The 14,611-nt window shown below is 64.8% G+C and carries 15 protein-coding genes; 6 read left to right on the plus strand and 9 right to left on the minus strand.

The window, feature by feature from the left end:
• Nucleotides 1-162 precede the first annotated feature (162 nt).
• Together BRA1417_RS0102035 and BRA1417_RS0102040 are read right to left on the minus strand one after the other, a co-directional pair.
• Nucleotides 163-423, minus strand: a complete 261-nt coding sequence (locus tag BRA1417_RS0102035) for a PepSY domain-containing protein (RefSeq protein WP_027514379.1) — start codon at nucleotides 421-423, stop codon at nucleotides 163-165.
• A 324-nt stretch (nucleotides 424-747) separates the two neighbouring features.
• A complete protein-coding gene (locus BRA1417_RS0102040; protein ID WP_027514380.1) occupies nucleotides 748-2,541 on the minus strand; it encodes a potassium/proton antiporter in 1,794 nt (597 codons plus the stop codon).
• A 436-nt stretch (nucleotides 2,542-2,977) separates the two neighbouring features.
• On the opposite strand from BRA1417_RS0102040, the gene BRA1417_RS0102045 reads away from it, so the two are divergent.
• From BRA1417_RS0102045 to radC, 3 genes are all read left to right on the plus strand, one after another.
• Nucleotides 2,978-4,294, plus strand: coding sequence for a mechanosensitive ion channel family protein (locus BRA1417_RS0102045; RefSeq protein ID WP_027514381.1), 1,317 nt, complete (start codon nucleotides 2,978-2,980; stop codon nucleotides 4,292-4,294).
• A 128-nt stretch (nucleotides 4,295-4,422) separates the two neighbouring features.
• Nucleotides 4,423-5,241, plus strand: a complete 819-nt coding sequence (map, locus tag BRA1417_RS0102050; RefSeq protein WP_018460078.1) for a type I methionyl aminopeptidase — start codon at nucleotides 4,423-4,425, stop codon at nucleotides 5,239-5,241.
• A 98-nt stretch (nucleotides 5,242-5,339) separates the two neighbouring features.
• Nucleotides 5,340-6,053, plus strand: coding sequence for a DNA repair protein RadC (radC, locus tag BRA1417_RS0102055; protein WP_027514382.1), 714 nt, complete (start codon nucleotides 5,340-5,342; stop codon nucleotides 6,051-6,053).
• On the opposite strand, the gene BRA1417_RS0102060 is transcribed toward radC, so the two are convergent.
• Nucleotides 6,050-6,370, minus strand: coding sequence for a glycine zipper domain-containing protein (locus tag BRA1417_RS0102060; RefSeq protein ID WP_007604950.1), 321 nt, complete (start codon nucleotides 6,368-6,370; stop codon nucleotides 6,050-6,052). The two genes, radC and BRA1417_RS0102060, sit on opposite strands and share 4 nt — an antisense overlap.
• Nucleotides 6,371-6,533: 163 nt before the next feature.
• Nucleotides 6,534-6,908 carry a hypothetical protein gene (locus BRA1417_RS0102065; protein WP_027514383.1) on the minus strand — a complete coding sequence of 125 codons (375 nt, stop codon included), beginning with the start codon at nucleotides 6,906-6,908 and terminating at the stop codon, nucleotides 6,534-6,536.
• 254 nt (nucleotides 6,909-7,162) lie between these two features.
• On the opposite strand from BRA1417_RS0102065, the gene BRA1417_RS0102070 reads away from it, so the two are divergent.
• A complete protein-coding gene (locus tag BRA1417_RS0102070) occupies nucleotides 7,163-8,566 on the plus strand; it encodes a peptidoglycan-binding protein (RefSeq protein WP_027514384.1) in 1,404 nt (467 codons plus the stop codon).
• Nucleotides 8,567-8,634: 68 nt separating this feature from the next.
• On the opposite strand, the gene BRA1417_RS0102075 is transcribed toward BRA1417_RS0102070, so the two are convergent.
• The 5 genes from BRA1417_RS0102075 to BRA1417_RS0102095 are packed head-to-tail and all read right to left on the minus strand — an operon-like array spanning nucleotide 8,635 to nucleotide 12,994.
• Nucleotides 8,635-9,327 (minus strand): AprI/Inh family metalloprotease inhibitor, encoded by a 693-nt coding sequence (locus BRA1417_RS0102075; RefSeq protein ID WP_027514385.1) that lies wholly within the window; start codon nucleotides 9,325-9,327, stop codon nucleotides 8,635-8,637.
• A complete protein-coding gene (locus BRA1417_RS0102080) occupies nucleotides 9,327-10,316 on the minus strand; it encodes a 2-hydroxyacid dehydrogenase (protein ID WP_027514386.1) in 990 nt (329 codons plus the stop codon). The genes BRA1417_RS0102075 and BRA1417_RS0102080 overlap by 1 nt, the downstream gene beginning before the upstream one ends.
• Nucleotides 10,316-11,134, minus strand: a complete 819-nt coding sequence (locus BRA1417_RS0102085; RefSeq protein WP_027514387.1) for an ABC transporter permease — start codon at nucleotides 11,132-11,134, stop codon at nucleotides 10,316-10,318. The genes BRA1417_RS0102080 and BRA1417_RS0102085 overlap by 1 nt, the downstream gene beginning before the upstream one ends.
• Nucleotides 11,131-11,961, minus strand: coding sequence for an ABC transporter ATP-binding protein (locus BRA1417_RS0102090; protein WP_027514388.1), 831 nt, complete (start codon nucleotides 11,959-11,961; stop codon nucleotides 11,131-11,133). The genes BRA1417_RS0102085 and BRA1417_RS0102090 overlap by 4 nt, the downstream gene beginning before the upstream one ends.
• Before the next feature lie 10 nt (nucleotides 11,962-11,971).
• Entirely contained in the window at nucleotides 11,972-12,994 is a 1,023-nt protein-coding gene (locus BRA1417_RS0102095; RefSeq protein ID WP_027514389.1) for an ABC transporter substrate-binding protein, read from the minus strand.
• Between the two features lie 138 nt (nucleotides 12,995-13,132).
• On the opposite strand from BRA1417_RS0102095, the gene BRA1417_RS0102100 reads away from it, so the two are divergent.
• Entirely contained in the window at nucleotides 13,133-13,939 is an 807-nt protein-coding gene (locus BRA1417_RS0102100) for a creatininase family protein (RefSeq protein ID WP_027514390.1), read from the plus strand.
• A gap of 139 nt (nucleotides 13,940-14,078) precedes the next feature.
• Nucleotides 14,079-14,342 carry a hypothetical protein gene (locus BRA1417_RS0102105; protein WP_007597808.1) on the plus strand — a complete coding sequence of 88 codons (264 nt, stop codon included), beginning with the start codon at nucleotides 14,079-14,081 and terminating at the stop codon, nucleotides 14,340-14,342.
• Nucleotides 14,343-14,611 lie beyond the last annotated feature (269 nt).

A 14,611-nucleotide genomic window follows, 5' to 3' on the forward strand; every position in this document is an offset into this window, starting at 1 on the left:
CGGCAGGTGGTGTGCGTACCAGCGAAGAAAACGTAACTGCCGGTGTTCGCAAAACTACTCCCCGGGGTTAATGGATCGCGCCGCGAGCGGCGATCGCGCGGCATTGGATGGTGGCGGTGCCGGCCGAGTGATCCTCGCCGACACCGCTACCGAGAACCGCAACTACCAGCCGCGATCGACGTTGCGCACCTCGCCCGTTCGGGCGTCCACGTCGACCTCCATCCAGCGGCCGGCGCGATCACGGCCTTCGATCTGCCATTCGTCGCCGAGGAACTCGGTGTGCGAGACGGTCATGACGCCGATGTCGGTGGCGACGTCGAGTGCGACCTGCATCGAGATCTGATCGCCGGTGTCATAGGCCATCGCAGGCGCGGCCGATCCGAGGCCGATCGCAACGATCGCCGGCAAGATGAACTTTCGCATGGATTACTCCTGATCAGATGCGTTTACGCCGCTAAGAACGACCGGCATCACGGAGCGTTCCGGGAGCAGCGGTCACGAAGACGCGCAAATCTTCGGTGGTTGCGGCGATTTGGTGGCGGTTCCCGCGCTGTCGCCATCGCTCTCCACCCTCGTCCTGGCGAAAAGCCAGGACCAATTACCCAGGGAGGAGTGGTGGGGGCAGATCGTCACCACCAGCATTCGCAAAACAGCAGACGGTGGCTATGGGTCCTGGCCTTCGCCAGGACGACATCGGGGAGGCATATCGCTTCAACGATTCTCACGGCCACGACGCGCGAAACGCCGCTAAACCCCGGCCACCGAGATCCACAAATCCGCGAGCTTGCGCCGCAGGACCTGCCTGCGCGTCAATGGCGCGGGCGTTTCCTCGTCTTCCGGCAGGCGCAGGCCGACGACGTTGACTCGGCCACCGGAGATCGAGCGCGCCACAAGCACGATCGGATCCAGCACGAGCTCCGCGCCCTCTTTCGGCGCGCGGTCGAGATGGACGTCGAAATAGTCGGCCAAAGTGAGCTTGCTCTCGTCTTCGCCGGCCTTCACGCCGTAGATCTCCGCGAGCTCGGCCAGCGTGTGCTCGCCGGAGACCATGAAGTCGCCCAGCAGATGCGGGTCCGGCGCCGAGCTCGGCTGCATGTCGACGAAGAAGCGGTCGAGCGATTCGGCCTTTTCCGGCGGCGCCAGCAGATAGATGTAATCGCCGGGCGCGATCGGCTCGGCTTCCGCCGGCGTCAAAATATTCTCCTTGCGGATCACGAGCGTCGGCTTCGACCAGGACGGGATCAGGCCGCGGCGAAAATACAGGCTCTTGGACCGCACCGGATAGCCGACGAGCTGCTGCTCGAGCTGCCCAGGCAGATCCAGTTCGACACGGCGCGGGCCGCGTTCGGCGCGCGGCAGCGCCACATGCAGCTTGCGCGCGGCCGGCCCCAGGGTCCAGCCCTGCAGCAGGAGCGAGATGATGACGACGACGAAGGCGACGTCGAAATAGAGATAGGCCTTGGACAGCCCGACCAGCATCGGGATCGAGGCCAGGAAGATCGCGACCGCGCCGCGCAGGCCGGTCCAGGCGATGAAGATCTTTTCGCGCCAGTTGAAGCGGAACGGCGCCAGGCACACGAACACCGCGATCGGCCGCGCCACCAGCATCAGGACGAATGCAATCCCGACCGCCGGCAGCACGCTGCCGCCAAGCCGGCTCGGCGAGACCAGCAGGCCAAGCAGCACGAACATCACGATCTGCGCCAGCCAGGTCGCGGCGTCCAGAAAGGCCACCACCGAATTATGCGCGCGCGTCGGGCGGTTGCCGATGATGATGCCGGCGAGATAGACCGCGAGGAAGCCTGAGGCGTGCATGATCTGCGAGCCGCCGAAGATGACGAGCGCGGCGGTGGTGACAAACGGCGCATGGAGGCCCTGCGGCAGCGCGACCTTGTTGAGCGCGATGACCACGAGCCGCCCGCCGATCACCCCGACGACGGCGCCCAGCACGGCCTCCTGGGCGAACTCCATCAGCACATGCGCGGCCGTGCCCGTTCCCAGCGAGATGTATTCGACCAGCATCAGGGTCAGGAAGATCGCGAAGGGATCGTTGGTGCCGGATTCCACCTCCAGCGTCGCGCCGACGCGCGGGCGCAGGCGCAGGCCCTGGGTATGCACCAGCAGGAACACTGCGGCCGCGTCAGTCGAGGCCACCACGGCGCCGACCAGCAGCGACTCCGTCCAGTTGAGATCGAGCGCATATTTCGCGAATGGCGCCGTGATCAGCGCGGTCAGCAGCACGCCGACGGTCGCGAGCACCATAGAAGGCGCGAGCACGGTGCGAATGCTGGCAAAGCGGGTCCGCAGGCCGCCGTCGAACAGGATCAGTGCGAGCGCGACCGAGCCGACCAGATAGGTGGTTCGGACGTCGTCGAACTGCAGTTGTCCGGGACCGGAATCGCCCGCGAGCATGCCGATCGCGAGGAAGACGAGCAGAAGCGGCGCGCCGAAGCGCAGCGCAAGCAGGCTTGACAGGATCCCGGCCAACACCAGGACGGCGCCGAGCAATATGGCGAGGCTGACTGTGTCGAGGGAAGCCATGCGGTGCTGCGGTTACTCCAGGAGATCGACGATTTTCAGTCAGGGGGCCACCGGCCGGGCACTCCCTCGCCCCGCTTGCGGGGAGAGGGTGGGGTGAGGGGGGGCCTCCGCGGGGGCGGTGACAGTGGGACTCGCGGAGAGTCCCCCTCACCCGAAATTCAAGCTGCGCTTGAATTTCGACCTCTCCCCGCAAGCGGGGCGAGGTGAAGTGTGCCGCGACCAACAGATTTGCCCGTCTCGAAAACATGCGCTTCAGCATCCTTATCGTCGGCGGACTCCCACGCCAACCCATTTTCTCCCGCTCGCGGCAATCTGCCCGCATTTTGCGGCCTTAACGCACTTCACTTGGCGGTGTATCGGTGGTCCGGCCGCGCCCTTTGTGGGATTCTCCGGCGCGCTCGAATCAATGCCTCCCGCCCGCTCCCCGACGAGACCGATAGACATGGACCTCAAAGACTTCATGGAGTTCGTGCAGACCACCGCGCGTAGCGTCGGGGCCGAAATCTCCTCGCCCTGGTTCTACCTGCAATTCGGGCTCATTCTGGCCGCGGCCGGCATCGCCTATGCCGCGGAAGCCGCGGTTCGCAGCCGCGTCGACATGACCTCGCTGGCGATGCGCTGGCCGCTGCCGCTCCGGCACTTCGCCCGGGTGATGGTCTCCAGCGCCTCCACGGCGGTTTTCACCCTGCTCGTGATCGTCTCGCGCGTGGTGATGTACCACGCGACCTGGCCGAGCCGCAGCTATCTCCTGATGGTCGCCGCCAAGCTGGGGCTGGCCTGGCTCGCGATCCGGCTCTTGACCTCGGTGCTGCGCAACGCCTTCATCGTCAAGCTGGTGTCGATCACGGCCTGGTTCGTCGCGGCGCTCTCGATCCTCGGCCAGCTCGATGCGACGGTCGACCTGCTCGACTCCTTCGCCATCGTGCTCGGCGGTCTGCGGCTGACGCCGCTGCTCGTGATCAAAGCCGGTGCGCTGCTGCTCATCGCGCTCTGGCTCACCAACATCGCCAGCAATTTCGCCGAGAGCCGGATCAACTCGACCACCGATCTGACGCCGTCGGTGCAGGTGCTGCTGGTCAAGATCATCCGCATCGGCCTGCTTGCGGTCGCGATCGTGATCGCGCTCGGCACGGTCGGCATCGATCTCTCGGCGCTCGCGGTGTTCTCCGGCGCGGTCGGCGTCGGCATCGGTATCGGCCTGCAGAAGATCGTCGCCAATTTCATCTCGGGGATCATCCTGCTCGCCGACAAATCGGTGAAGCCCGGCGATCTCGTCACCATCGGCGACAACACCGGGCGGATCAGCGCGATGAAGACGCGCTATATTTCCGTCGCCGCTGGCGATGGCCGCGAATTCCTGGTGCCGAACGAGGATCTGGTGACGCAAAAGGTCGTCAACTGGACCTACACCGACAAGAACACGCTGGTGAAGATCGCCTTCGGCACCAATTACGACGCCGACCCGCGGCTGGTCTGCAAGCTCGCCGCCGAGACCGCGGCCGCTCATCCGCGCGCACAGAAGGGCAAGCCGCCGAATTGCATCCTGACCGAGTTCGCGGAAGCCGGGATGAAGTTCTCGCTGACGTTCTGGATCGCCGACCCTGACGGCATGGACAGCGTCAAGAGCGACGTAATGCTGGCGCTGTGGGACGCCTTCAAGCGCGAGGGCATCCGGGTTCCCTACCCCGTCCGCGAAATCCGCGTCCGCGGTGGCGCCCTGCCGGTGGAAACCATCATGGAAGTCCCGAATTAGGCCCGCTTTCAGGCGCAAGGCAGGCAAGCTCGGCTTGCATGCAGGCCCGCAATCATTAAATTAGGGCCTTAAATCAGACCCTTGCGCCCACCTCGATACCGGCCCCGTGCCGAGAAGACCGCATCCGCATGAGCTACGTCGAAGCTACCGATACCTCGCTGCGCAAGACCGGGCAGATCAAGCTGCATGGACCAAGCGCCTTTGCCGGCATGCGCAAGGCGGGCGCGCTGGTGGCGAAGTGCCTCGACGAGCTCACCGACATCGTCGGGCCCGGCGTTCCGACCGACCGCATCGACCAATTCGTCCGCGACTTCGCCTTCAGCAACAACGCCTATCCGGCGACGCTGATGTATCGCGGCTACCGCTATTCGACCTGCACCTCGCTCAACCACGTGGTCTGCCACGGCATGCCCGGCGACCGTCCGCTGAAAGAGGGCGACATCGTCAACATCGACGTCACCTTCATCGTCGACGGCTGGTACGGCGATTCCAGCCGGATGTATGCGGTCGGCCCGATCGCGCGCAAGGCGGAGCGGCTGATTGAGGTGACCTATGAGGCGATGATGCGCGGCATCGCCGCGGTGAAGCCCGGCGCCACCACCGGCGACATCGGCCACGCCATCCAGAGTTTCGTCGAGCCGCAGGCCATGAGCGTGGTGCGCGATTTCTGCGGCCATGGCCTCGGGCGCATGTTCCACGACGAGCCGAACATCATCCATATCGGCCGGCCCGGCGAAGGCGTGCAGCTCAAGCCCGGCATGTTCTTCACCATCGAGCCGATGATCAATCTCGGCAAGCCGCATGTGAAGATCCTCTCCGACGGCTGGACCGCCGTGACCCGCGACCGCTCGCTGTCGGCGCAGTTTGAGCATTCCGTCGGCGTCACCGCGACAGGCGTCGAGATTTTCACGCTGTCGGAGCGCCACGGCGAGAAGCAGATCGGGTGAGGGCGACTGGCCCTTCGGGTCGCCGGCTGGCGTGAACCGGATTTGCCGCCGCAATTGACGGTTGCAAAAACGATTGCCCGCGGCGATGCTGGCGGCCGATGCCCGCCAAGCCCGACCACGACAAGAGCAAGCCCGAAGAAGCGCCGCACTATCTCGGCCATCGCGAACGGCTGCGCGAGCGCTTCTACAGCGCGGGTGCGGACGCGCTCAGCGATTACGAGCTGCTGGAGATGGCGCTGTTTCCGGCGCTGCCGCGGCGTGACACCAAGCCGCTGGCGAAGTCGCTGATCAAGATTTTTGGCTCGTTTGCCGAGGTCGTGCATGCGCCGGTGGCGCGCCTGCGCGAGGTGGACGGCATCGGCGAGTCCGCGATCCACCAGCTCAAGCTGCTCGCGGCCGCGGCGCATCGCGTCGCCAAGGGCGGGGTCAACAGCCGCAACGCGCTGTCGTCCTGGAACGAGGTGATCGACTATTGCCGCACCAGCATGGCGTTCGCCGACAAGGAGCAGTTTCGCCTGCTGTTCCTCGACAAGCGCAACCAGCTGATCGCCGACGAGGTGCAGCAGACCGGCACTGTGGATCACACCCCGGTCTATCCGCGCGAGGTGATCAAGCGCGCGCTGGAATTGTCCGCGACCGCGCTGATCCTGGTGCACAACCACCCCTCAGGCGATCCCTCCCCTTCACAGGCCGACATCCAGATGACCAAGGCGATCATCGACATCGCAAAGCCGCTCGGGATTGCGGTGCACGACCACATCATCGTCGGCAAGAGCGGACATGCGAGTTTGCGCGGGATGCGGCTGATCTAGTAGCAATAGCGCGGATCGACCGGGACGTAGGACCCGTCCCGGCGCTGCATATAGCAGCCGCGCTGATAGGCGTAATAGCCGGAGCGGCGGCGTTCGCCCTCTGAGGCGATCGCAGCGCCCGTGCCGGCACCGACGACGGCGCCGATGGCGGCGCCGCGGCCTCCGCCGATGGCGCCACCCACGATCGCTCCACCGACGCCGCCGAGGATGGCACCGCCAATGGCGTCCTGCGCTGCCGCCTCATGAGCCGGCATCGCCATCACAACTGTCAGACATGCCGCGATAGCGAAACTTCCAATGCGAAGACCTCGAAGCATGCTCGCCCTCCCCTGTGATCAGACGAGTCATAGCGCCGCAACCGGATTCGGACCAGACAAATCACCATGCCGGGACCCGGCACTTCGCGCGATGGCGTCGGAGGCTCGGCTCGAAGGCGGCTCAGACCATGCACGTGCGCCGCGCGGGGCCGGCCGCTTCATCTCATGCATCGACCCAGCGCTGCACGGCCTCGGCGGTGTCGGCTGGCGTGGTGTTGAAGCAGATCGCGGCGTCGGGCGCCAGGCGATGGACGAGGTTGAGCACCTTCTCGAACAGCAGCAGGCGCTCCCTAGGCTCGCGCAGCCCCGCGCCGATCACGATGCAGTCGAAATTCTCCTCGCGCAACGCCGCCGAGACGGCGGCTTCCGCCGCGGCATCGAGATCGATCAGGCAACTCGTGACCTCGTAACCGAGATCGCGCAGGCGCAGCAGCTGCGCATCAATATAGTTGCGCACGAGCTCCGGCGTGAGCTGCGGGAATGCGCTGTAGTCCGCGTTGCCGGGTTCGATGCCGATCGCGAGGACGCGCGTGGTCATGCTGGACTCCTTGGCCAGACTGTCTCGCGTCGCTAACGGGACAGCGGCCCTGCCGGTTCCCTCGCCGCCGGCCGCCCGGATTCCCATCCTGCCGCTCATTTTCCCGGCGAAGCTGTAACCCACTTCACACGCACCGCGCCGGCGGCCTGCCAGACTTGCGGGAGATCACGCTAGCCTCACGCCCTGATCACGGCACCTGGTTCACTTCGACTGACACGCGGTTGCGAAAAATTTCTTCATTGCAGGAGCGGGAAATGATTTCATTCGAGAGTCTGAAAAGCGAATACGAGCAGAATTGGACCAATCTCGAGATCCGGCCTTCGCGCCTCTCCGACGCGAACGCGGTCGCACGCAAGGCCATCAACGGCAAGGCGACCTATCAGCAAATCGAGCGGTTGACCGGCGTCCCCTGGCATTTCGCTGCCCTCTGCCACTACCGCGAGTCCAATTTCGATTTCGACACCTATCTCGGCAACGGCGAGACGCTTCATCGCGCGACGACCCTCGTTCCGAAAGGGCGCGGTCCGTTTGCCACGTTCGTGGACGGCGCCGTGGACGCCTTCAGGATCGAGAATTTCATCGGCGCTCACGATTGGGGGATCGCGCGGATTTTGTTCCGGCTCGAAGCGTTCAACGGCTTCGGCTATCACGCCAAGGGCTGCAATTCGCCCTATCTCTATGGCGGTTCGACGCTGTATGGCCCGCCCGAGGCAAGGGCCGGCAAATTCGTCCGCGATCATGTGTTCGATTCGGGTCATGTCGATTCCCAGCTCGGCACCGCGGTGATCCTGCATGCGATGATGTCGCTGGATTCCTCGATCACCCTCGACGGCAGCCCGCAATTCGCGAGCCGCGTCGAACCGGAGGACGACGCGGCATCGACGATCGTTCTCATGCAGCAGGCGCTCAACAAGCTCGGCGCCAATCCGCCGCTCGCCGAGGACGGCATCAGCGGACCGAAGACCAGAACCGCGGTCTCGCAGTTTCAGCAGCAGAACGGCCTGAGGGATACCGGACTTCTCGACGGCGCCACGGTCGCCGCCCTCACGCGCGCGGCGCAGCCGGGCCCCACCGGAGCGACCGGCGATATGTCCCGGATCATGAAGCGGCTGGAGGATCTCGCGCAATTGCTGCGGCCACCCGTAGGCGCTGCGACCCCGGCAACGACCACGCCGGCAACGACGACATCGGGCAACACGCTGCCCGCCACCACGGATCCGATCAGCCTGTTCGAACGGCTCTTTTCCCTCGTCAACAAGACAGCCCCGATGCCAGGACCCCTCACTCAGACCAGTTCCGCCCCGGTCGATCAGTTGAAGCAGGTCGTCGACCTGCTCGGCACCTTGCTTAACCGGGACGGCAAGCCCGTCCTCGGCCAGGTCAATGGCGCGCTCGGCGAGACCATCGGCAAGATGCTCGACGGCAAGAAGACTGCGCTCGGCATCGGCGGCTCACTGATCACGGCGCTGCTCTCGTCGGTGACGGCGAGCCCCAATGCAGGAGGACTCGCGGGGTTGCTCGGGACGCTCGTGTCGGCGGTGCCGGGCCTCGGCCAATTCGCGATGCCGATCTCGCTGGCGCTCACGGCGTGGGGCGTTCTCGGCAAGATGGAGAAGTGGGCCCAGGGCACCGCGCCGCCGCCCAAGCCGACGACGTAGCCTGCGGCCATCCTCCGAGACGCCCGCCTTAGGGCGGGCCCTCAGGATGAGGTCGCGTTTCGCGGCGCCTACTGCCGCAGCATGATCAGGGGATCGGCGGTGTCGGGGACGCGCCGCCATTGCGCGTTGTCGTCGGCCTCGAACTGCCAGGCCTCGCCGGCCTTCGACAGCAGGATGATCTGGCCGCGCTCGAGCCGCCATTGCGTCGGGTTGAACTGCGCGATGACCGCGTCGCATTTCGGCTTGAGGAAGACCTGGAAATTGTCCGGGCCGGCTTCCGTGTTGGTCAGCGTCAGCCCGCAGACCGGTTGACCGTTGCCGCGCACGATCGACCAGTCGCCGATCATCTGGTCCATCGACTTCGCCATCGAGCGGGCGGCGGCGAGGTCTTGCAGGATGTAGACGCCCTCGCCTTGCCGCAGGCCCTCGAAGATGCCGGCCTCGACCTCGGTGAAGTCGATCACGGCTTCACCGCTCGCATCCTGCAAGCGGACGATGTCGAGGCCCCTGACGCTCCAGGCGACGATGTCCTTGGTGAAAGGCAGCGCGGCCTTGCAGGCTGGCTCCAGCTCGAGCTTGAAGCCTTGCGCCGCAGCGTCGGCCTTGAGCGTGACGACGCAGGTCTTGCTGCGCTCGGTGGTCGAGAGCTCCCACTGCCCGGGCATTTCCTTCTTCAGGGTCGTCGTATCCTGCGCCTGCGCGATGCCGATCGCGGCCAAGCAGGCCGCCACGCCGAATGCAACGACCCGAAGAACTCTCATCAGCGCCCCTTGAACGGCGTTTCCGCAACCGGCGTCAACGGCGCCTTGCCTGAGAACCAGGACTTGAGATTGTCGACCACGAGCTGATCCATCGCGTTGCGCGTCACCACCGAGGCCGAGCCGATATGCGGCAGCAACACGACGTTCTGCATGGTCTTGAGCTCGTCCGGCACGCTCGGCTCGGCCGCGAACACGTCGAGGCCGGCGGCAAGGATGGTGCCGGACTTGAGCGCCTGGACCAGCGCCGGTTCGTCGATCACCGAGCCGCGCGCGACGTTCACCAGCACACCGCGCGGGCCGAGCGCCTTCAGCACCTCGGCATTGATCATCTTGTTGGTGCTGGCGCCACCGGGCACGATCACCATCAGCGTGTCCACCGCCTTCGCCATCTCGATCAGGTCGGGGTAGTGCTTGTAGGCGACGTCCTTGGACGGATTGCGGGTGTGATAGACCACCGGCACCAGCGAGGCATCGAGCCGGCGCGCGATCGCCTGTCCGATCCGGCCCATGCCGACGATGCCGACCTTGCGGTCGCGCAGCGAGCCGACGCTGAGCGGATAATTCTGGGTCTGCCAGAGACCGGAGCGCACATAACGGTCGGCCTTGATGAACTCACGTACCGTGGAGATCAGAAGGCCCATCGCGACGTCGGCGACCTCCTCGGTCAGCACGTCTGGCGTGTTGGTGACGATGATGTTGTGCTCGGCTGCGTATTTGGCATCGACGTGGTCGTAGCCGACGCCGAAGCTCGCCACCATCTCGATCTTCGGCAGCTGCGACAGCGAATGCCGGTCGGCGCGCACGGTGTGATAGGTCACCGCCACGCCGCGGATCTTCTCGCGAATCGCCGGCGTCAGCCGCTCGAGATCGCCCCGCGTCTCCGCCTTGTGCACGACGAAATGATCGGAAAACCCGTTCTCGAGGATCGGCCGGACCGGCCCATAAATCAGGAGGTCGATCTTTTCGGACGAAATCGAACCGGTGGTCATCAGTTGTCCTTTCCAAGCGCGCTCTCGTGCCAGCGCCGTAAAACGAGGTGGGAAACTAGCGCCAGCACCCCATAGATGACAATCCCGGCCAGCGACAACAGCAGCAGCGCTGCGAACATGCGGGGTATGTTCAAGCGGTAGCCGGATTCTGCGATCCTGTAGGCGAGCCCGGAGCCGGCGCCGGCCGTTCCGGCCGCGATCTCGGCCACGACCGCGCCGATCAGCGAAAGGCCGCCGGCAATGCGCAGGCCGCCGAGAATGTAAGGCAGCGCCGCGGGCAGCTTGAGAAAGCGCAGGGTCTGCTGTGGCGAGGCGCCATAGAGCTGGAACAGGCCGGCGAGGTTGCGATCGACCGAATTGAGCCCGAGCGTGGTGTTGGACAGCACCGGGAAGAAGGCGACGATGAAGGCGCAGACCACGATCGCGGTCTGCTGTTCCAGATAGATCAGCAGCAGCGGCGCGATCGCGATGACAGGCGTGACCTGAAGCACCACGGCATAGGGGAACAGCGAAGCTTCGACCCATTTGGACTGGTTGAACAGCAGCGCCAGCGCAATGCCGCCGATGCTGGCCGCGACAAACCCTTCAAGCGTGGTCAGCAGCGTCGCGGCGAGCGATTGCGACAGCACCGCCCAATCCTTGATCAGTGTCAGCAAAATGACGGAGGGCGCCGGCAGCACGTAAGGCGGGATGTCCTTGATGCGGACCACGAGCTCCCAGGCAAGGAGTCCCGCCGCGAACACGATGACGGGCAGCACGAAGCGCACCGCGCGTTTTGCGCCGGACGGCTTCGCAGGGACGGAAGCTGGCGCGTTCATAGCGTCGACTGCCCTGCATAGGACGGCGCCAGCGCCGCTGACACTTTCCGGCAATAATCGGAATAGGCGACTGACGTGCGAAACTCCTCGCCGCGCGGCTCGACCGTTTCGATGCGGAAGTCGGCCTGGATGCGGCCCGGCCGCGCCGTCATGACCACCACGCGCTGCGACAGATAGACGGATTCGAACACCGAATGCGTGACGAAGATGACGGTCTTGCCAAGCCTGCGCCACAGCGCGAGCAAATCGTCATTGAGGCGGAAGCGCGTGATTTCGTCGAGCGCCGCGAAGGGCTCATCCATCAGGAGGATATCAGGGTCGGTGACGAGCGCGCGCGCCAGCGACACCCGCATCTTCATGCCGCCGGAGAGCTCGCGGGGAAAGGCGTCGGCGAAATCGGCAAGCCCGACGCTGGCCAGCGCCTCATCGGCACGCCCGCGCGCTTCCGCCTTAGGAACGCGTGCAAGCTTCAGCGGCAATCGCACGTTTTCGCGCACGCTCGTCCAGGGCATCAGGGTCGGTTCCTGAAACACGAAGCCGATGCCATGACCTGGTTGAACAAGTCCTGGCTGGGGTCCGCCCTCGCGACGCGCCAGCCGCACGATTCCGGACGATGGCGCGCTGAGTTCGGCGATCAGCCGCAGCGCGGTGGATTTGCCGCAACCTGACGGTCCCAGCAGCGAAATGAACTCGCCCTTGCGCACCGCAAGATCGAGCGGGCCGAGCGCCAGCACGCCGTTGTCGTAGGTCTTCGTCACGCCGCGCAGGCTCACAGCCAGGGCCGTCAGGCCAGCATCGCCCGCCGCCGAAATTTTGACTGATGACATCGACCTTGCGCTACGGCTTGTTCGGGCGCAGCTCGGCGCCAACGCCCTTGTTGACGAAGCGCAGCGTATAGGATTTGCGGAAATCGAGGTCTGCCTTCACCACGCCGGCCTTCACCATCTTGTTGAAGAAGGAGGTGTAGCGCTCGTCGCTCATCGCGCCGATGCCGTTCTTCAGCGAATCGCCGGAATCGACGATGCCGTATTCCTTCATCTTGGCGACGGAATAGGCGAGCAGCTCGTCGGTCATCTCCGGATTGAGCTTCTTGATCATGGCGTTGCCCGCGGAATTGTCGCGGTAGATGTAATTGTACCAGCCGACCATGGAGGCATCGACGAAGCGCTGCACCAGGTCGGGTTTCTTCTCGACCACGTCGCGGCGGCTCTCGATCAGGGTCGAATAGGTGTTGAAGCCGTAATCGGCGAGCAGCAGCACGTTGGGCTTGAAGCCGGCGGCTTTCTCGACGGCGAAGGGCTCGGAGGTGACGTAACCCTGCATCGCGCTCTTGGGATTGGCGATGAAGGGCTGCGGATTGAAATTGTAGGGGCGAACGTTCTTCTCGCTGAAACCGTATTCGGATTTCAGCCACTGGAAATAGCTGGTCATGCCCTCCTTGGAGACGAACAGTGTCAGCGGCTTGAGGTCCTCGATCTTGGCGACCTTGGCATCGGGCTGCGTCAGCATCACCTGCGGATCCTTCTGGAACACCGCGGCGATCGTGACGACCGGGACGTTGTTGGCGACCGCGTCGAACGACATCAGCGTGTTCGCGGCCATGAAGAAATCGATCTTGCCGGCGATCAGCAGCATCCGGTTGTTCTCGTTGGGCCCGCCGGGGACGATGGTGACGTCGAGGCCGTATTTCTTGTAAGTGCCGTCGGCGACGGCCTGGAAAAAGCCGCCATGCTCGGCCTCGGCGACCCAATTGGTGCCGAACATGACCTTGTCCAGGGTTTCGGCGCGCGCCGGAACGACCGAGACGAAAGCGGCCATCAGGCCCGCCATTAAGGCTCGCCGCAGATGAGAGGGGCTCATGATGGGACTCCGTCGATCGCTTCTAGCCGATGTCCAAGCAACGCGATAAAACCGCAAGACATTCAGGGACGCGAGCCGGCCTGGCCCGCGTCCCCTGATACCCCAAATTACGCGACAAATTCGGGCAAAGAAACCTTGATGACGCCTTCCCGCGACTGGACCGAGATCCGCTGGGCCGATTCCAGCCCCGCCGAGGTTTCGCGCTGGATCGCAGTGCTGCCGCTGGCGGCCACTGAACAGCACGGCCCGCATCTGCCGCTCGAGACCGACGTGCTGATCGCGGACGCCTATCTCGCGCGGGTGCGCGAGCTCCTGCCCGAGAGCGCTCCGGCCACTTTCCTGCCCGTTGAACCGATCGGGATTTCCACCGAGCATATCGACTATCCGGGCACGCAGACGCTGCCGACCGACATCGCGTTGAAAAAATGGACCGCGATTGGCGAAGACATCGCGCGCCGCGGATCGAAGAAGCTCGTCATCGTCACCAGCCATGGCGGCAACAGCGCGGCAATGATGCTGATCGCGCAGGATCTTCGCGCGCATCAGAAGCTGTTCGTGGTGACGACGTCGTGGTCGCGACTGTCGGGCGCGGACCAGCTGTTCCCGGCCGACGAAGTACGCCACGGCATCCACGGCGGCGCCGTCGAGACCTCGATCATGCTGGCGCGCTATCCCGATCGGGTGCGCGGTGATGCGATCGCGGATTTTCCCGCGAGCAGCATCGCGATGGAGCAGCAATATCGCTGGCTGTCGACACAGCGACCCGCACCGTTCGCCTGGCAGGCGCAGGATCTCAACCCAAGCGGCGCTATCGGCAATGCGACACTGGCCGTGGCCGCGAAAGGCGAGCAACTGATCGACCAGGGCGCCCGCGCTTTTTGCGAGCTGCTTGCCGAGGTTGATAACTTCGACGTGAACAGGCTCGCCAAAGGCCCGCTCGGCTAACGTCTATCCTCCTGGAATCATTCGAGAAGAAGCCAGCCTCGACCTCCGCTTTTGCCGGTTTCGAACCGGACGCGCGGAGCCTCCGTCCAACTCGGTACGCGGGCCACAACGGACCGCCTCAACCCGGATGGAGTTTCACATGTCGATCAAGACCAAGATTTTTGCAGTTGCCCTCACCGCGCTCACCCTGACCGGCAGCGTCGTCGCCACCACCTCGCAGGCGCAAGCCAAGCCGCTCGGCTGGGGCGTCGGTGTCGGCCTGGGCATCGCCACCGCCGCCGTCGTCGGCTCCGCGATCGCCGCCAGCAACGACCCTTATTACAACGGCTATCACCGCTGCGGCTGGGCCGCCCAGTACAATGCCTTTGGCCAGTACGTTGGCCGCGTGCGTACCTGCTTTTGATTTGAGTCCCTGAGGCCGATCTCACGTGGATCCTGCGTCCGACACGGGCGCCTCATCCACCCCGTGTCGTGCCCCCGACCCCGCCCGGATGTCCCCCCGGGCGGGGTCAACTGTTTTTGCATCTGGGGATTTGTTGCAGCCCCGTCACACAGCGGTGCGAACTATCCCCTGCGGCAATTCGCACTAGTTGCTATTGCGAATTAATAGCAATAAGGTTCGCAACAGGCTCAGGGGCTTGGGAAGATATCGCGCCGCATCGAGATCATCTC

Source organism: Bradyrhizobium sp. WSM1417 (assembly GCF_000515415.1).
Taxonomy (GTDB): Bacteria; Pseudomonadota; Alphaproteobacteria; order Rhizobiales; family Xanthobacteraceae; genus Bradyrhizobium.

Excerpts from the sequence above, each read along its gene's own strand:
- BRA1417_RS0102035 (WP_027514379.1), bottom strand. The coding sequence starts at position 423 with ATGCGAAAGTTCATCTTGCCGGCGATCGTTGCGATCGGCCTCGGATCG.
- BRA1417_RS0102040 (WP_027514380.1), bottom strand. The coding sequence starts at position 2,541 with ATGGCTTCCCTCGACACAGTCAGCCTCGCCATATTGCTCGGCGCCGTC.
- map (WP_018460078.1), top strand. The coding sequence starts at position 4,423 with ATGAGCTACGTCGAAGCTACCGATACCTCGCTGCGCAAGACCGGGCAG.
- radC (WP_027514382.1), top strand. The coding sequence starts at position 5,340 with ATGCCCGCCAAGCCCGACCACGACAAGAGCAAGCCCGAAGAAGCGCCG.
- BRA1417_RS0102060 (WP_007604950.1), bottom strand. The coding sequence starts at position 6,370 with ATGCTTCGAGGTCTTCGCATTGGAAGTTTCGCTATCGCGGCATGTCTG.
- BRA1417_RS0102065 (WP_027514383.1), bottom strand. The coding sequence starts at position 6,908 with ATGACCACGCGCGTCCTCGCGATCGGCATCGAACCCGGCAACGCGGAC.
- BRA1417_RS0102070 (WP_027514384.1), top strand. The coding sequence starts at position 7,163 with ATGATTTCATTCGAGAGTCTGAAAAGCGAATACGAGCAGAATTGGACC.
- BRA1417_RS0102075 (WP_027514385.1), bottom strand. The coding sequence starts at position 9,327 with ATGAGAGTTCTTCGGGTCGTTGCATTCGGCGTGGCGGCCTGCTTGGCC.
- BRA1417_RS0102080 (WP_027514386.1), bottom strand. The coding sequence starts at position 10,316 with ATGACCACCGGTTCGATTTCGTCCGAAAAGATCGACCTCCTGATTTAT.
- BRA1417_RS0102085 (WP_027514387.1), bottom strand. The coding sequence starts at position 11,134 with ATGAACGCGCCAGCTTCCGTCCCTGCGAAGCCGTCCGGCGCAAAACGC.
- BRA1417_RS0102090 (WP_027514388.1), bottom strand. The coding sequence starts at position 11,961 with ATGTCATCAGTCAAAATTTCGGCGGCGGGCGATGCTGGCCTGACGGCC.
- BRA1417_RS0102095 (WP_027514389.1), bottom strand. The coding sequence starts at position 12,994 with ATGAGCCCCTCTCATCTGCGGCGAGCCTTAATGGCGGGCCTGATGGCC.
- BRA1417_RS0102100 (WP_027514390.1), top strand. The coding sequence starts at position 13,133 with ATGACGCCTTCCCGCGACTGGACCGAGATCCGCTGGGCCGATTCCAGC.
- BRA1417_RS0102105 (WP_007597808.1), top strand. The coding sequence starts at position 14,079 with ATGTCGATCAAGACCAAGATTTTTGCAGTTGCCCTCACCGCGCTCACC.